This window comes from Bacillus sp. AP50 (genome assembly GCF_040492675.1).
Classification (GTDB): Bacteria; Bacillota; Bacilli; order Bacillales; family Bacillaceae_G; genus Bacillus_A; species Bacillus_A cereus.
The window spans coordinates 1-2,896 of the sequence record NZ_JBEUTW010000101.1 but is presented as its reverse complement, the minus strand read 5'-3'; the positions used below and the strand labels follow the sequence as shown (position 1 = coordinate 2,896).

Genomic DNA, 2,896 nt, shown 5'->3' with positions numbered 1-2,896 from the left:
GGAATTTTTTAACCATCATGGTATTTATTATAGTGGAATTATAAGTGCGGTTTTTAAAAATATTACAGCAGGAGAAGTTGTAGCAGGGGGAAGTACAATTACACAGCAGCTTGCGAAGAATGTATTTCTGACACAAGATCGTACATTTTCTCGTAAAATAAAGGAATACTTTTTAACAAAAAAAATAGAACGTACTTATACAAAAGATGAAATTATTGAAATGTATATGAATCAAATTTATTTTGGGGAAGGTGCTTGGGGTATAAAAAGGGCAGCAAAATCTTATTTTGATAAAGATGTAAAAGATTTAACAATTTCAGAAGCTGCAACGATTGCAGGCTTAATTAAAGCACCATCTGCATATTCACCTTATAAAAACTTTAACAAGTCAATTGAAAGACGTAATGTCGTATTAAGCTTAATGAAAGAGCAAGGATATATTTCTGACGAACAGTATAATAAAGAAAAAGAGAGTGGTCTTGTATTAAAACGTGGTGTGGATGATAAATACAAGGGAAAATATTCTCAATATGTAGACTATATTGTTAGAGAAGCGATGGACAAATACGAATTAACACAAAATGAAATTTTAGCAGGTGGTTATCGTATTTATACTGAGCTTGATCCGAAAAAACAACAAGCTGTAGAAGATGTTGTGAATAATGATAGTTATTTCAAAGATAGTGGCTCAGATCAACTTATGCAAACAGGTGTAGTCCTTATAAATCCCAAAACAGGCGGTGTTCCAGCTTTAGTTGGGGGTAGAGGACCATATCAGTTTTTACAATTTAATCATGCTACGCAATTAAAAAGACAGCCAGGTTCAACATTAAAGCCTCTAGCTGTATATGTACCCGCTTTAGAACAAGGGTATGAAGTATACGATATATTAAAGGATGAACCATTTAATATTAAAGAATATAAACCACAAAATAGCGATCATACTTTTCACGGTGATGTGACAATGTATGAAGCTGTGGCAAAGTCGTACAATGTTTCGGCTGTTTGGCTATTGGAACAGATTGGATTAGATAAAGGATTAAAATCTTTAGAGCGATTTGGTATTCCATTAGTGCCAGAAGATCGTACGTATCCAATCGCTTTAGGCGGTATGCATGTAGGAACATCCCCATTTGTAATGGCTCAAGCGTATAGTACATTTGCAAATGATGGTGTTCAAGTGGAAGCTCATGCGATTAGAGAGATACAAAATGCGGAAGGTGAAACGATTGGAAAGTGGTATAAGAAAGAGACACGAGTGACAAGCGAGAAAATTTCTCAAAAGATGACATATTTATTAAAAGGCGTTGTCGAAAAGGGAACGGGTGAAAAGGCGAAAGTTAATAATGTTGATACGGCCGGTAAGACAGGAACTACTCAAATTGTAAATGGCCCAAGCACCGGCGCAAAGGATTCATGGTTTGTTGGATACACACCAGATTTGGTAGGTGCGATTTGGGTAGGATATGATAAAACAGATAGCGATCATTATGTTCCGGGTGGTAGTCAAATTACGACGACAATGTTCCGGGATATTATGAAAAAAGCGAACGCAAATCCAGCTCAAAAAGCATTTCAGTTATCGCTCATATCTGAGGCTGATTATAAAAAACAATTGACTACAATAGAAGAGGAAAAACGAAGAAAAGAAGAAGAGAAGAGAAGGAAAGAAGAGGAACAACAAAGAAAAAAAGAGCAACAAGAGTGGATTGATAAAGTGAAAGAATGGATTCCTTCATTTTGGTAAAAGAAAGAGGCGAATAATGAAATTCGCCTCTTTTTTGTATGAAAGACAAAATGAAACTTTAAACGATTGAAATTATCCCTTCTCCGTACTAGTTACTACTCGTTAAGTATAATGTTCGTATTGCCAAAGGATTGAGAATCGTATGTGACAATTATTTTTCCTTTACTAATAGGTTCGTAAGGTAATTCTTCTTCGTAATTACCATTATTTTCATTGTGGATAGAAAGTGTAATTTCATCGATTTTTTTATTTGTATACTGATCTTTAATCGTTTCAGCAATTTGAAGTAACGCTTCGGAACTAGAAGCTTTCGTAATAAGCATTCCCGTTATAACTTTCTTTTCATTTTTTGTTGCATTGGAATAAGGGATGTTGCTTTGTTTCGTATACAAAATTTTGTATGGAACAGTTTTTCTATCTGCTTTTGAAATAGTGGAATATTTTAGAGTTAAAAAAAATCCTACACATAAAATAATGCATACCATAAGAGCAATCCAAATGCGTATCGGTGACATAACTCTCATTTTTCATCCCTCTTTCATATCTTTGACTTCATTATTTATCATACAAAATGAGGATTAAGATAGAGTAAATTTGAGGTAAAGAAACGTAAAGAAGGAGCACTTATCCTCCCAAACAAGTGCTCCTTTTTATTAAAAGAGAGATTTAATAGACAATCAAAATCACATCTATTACTTATAAATGTGCTTAGTCCTCCCAAAATATTTTCGGAAATTGTGGTTAGTAAATTCGGAAGACAGATAGTGTCGCAGTTGTATCGCCCGCAGGTCCTTGAGCGCCTTGAGGCCCTTGAGCACCAGTAGTCCCCGTAGTTCCTCCGCCTAGGCAACCAAATCCATATTGAACTAGAATAGCTTGACCAAGAGCTTGAAGAAGTATAACAAATTCTGTAAGTTCTGACTTAGGGATGTTAATATGGTTACATGCTCTTACTTCGCAACAATCATTACCATAAAATACTTTTCCTTTATTTTTATTGTTCATCTTTTCATTCTTTTCTTTCATAGAATCATTAGTCATTACTATATATTAAAATGAAATTTATACTAAATTCGTGATGGACAAACTACCATTTCTAAAAAAAATAAGAAATTGGCCCACCTACGAAAGAAATAAGTAAGATATAGA

The 2,896-nt window shown here is 34.2% G+C and carries 3 protein-coding genes; 1 reads left to right on the top strand and 2 read right to left on the bottom strand.

Going from position 1 to position 2,896, the window contains the following annotated elements; genetic code table 11:
• The coding region (locus tag ABWK52_RS09255; protein ID WP_353771921.1) for a transglycosylase domain-containing protein at positions 1–1,747 on the top strand (1,747 nt) is incomplete at its 5' end.
• A 95-nt stretch (positions 1,748–1,842) separates the two neighbouring features.
• On the opposite strand, the gene ABWK52_RS09250 is transcribed toward ABWK52_RS09255, so the two are convergent.
• Both ABWK52_RS09250 and ABWK52_RS09245 read right to left on the bottom strand, forming a co-directional pair.
• Positions 1,843–2,271: a hypothetical protein gene (locus ABWK52_RS09250; protein ID WP_001265589.1), complete on the bottom strand. Its 429-nt coding sequence runs from the start codon at positions 2,269–2,271 to the stop codon at positions 1,843–1,845.
• A 217-nt stretch (positions 2,272–2,488) separates the two neighbouring features.
• On the bottom strand, positions 2,489–2,773 hold the full coding sequence (locus ABWK52_RS09245; protein ID WP_141537361.1) for a hypothetical protein: 285 nt from the start codon (positions 2,771–2,773) through the stop codon (positions 2,489–2,491).
• Positions 2,774–2,896 lie beyond the last annotated feature (123 nt).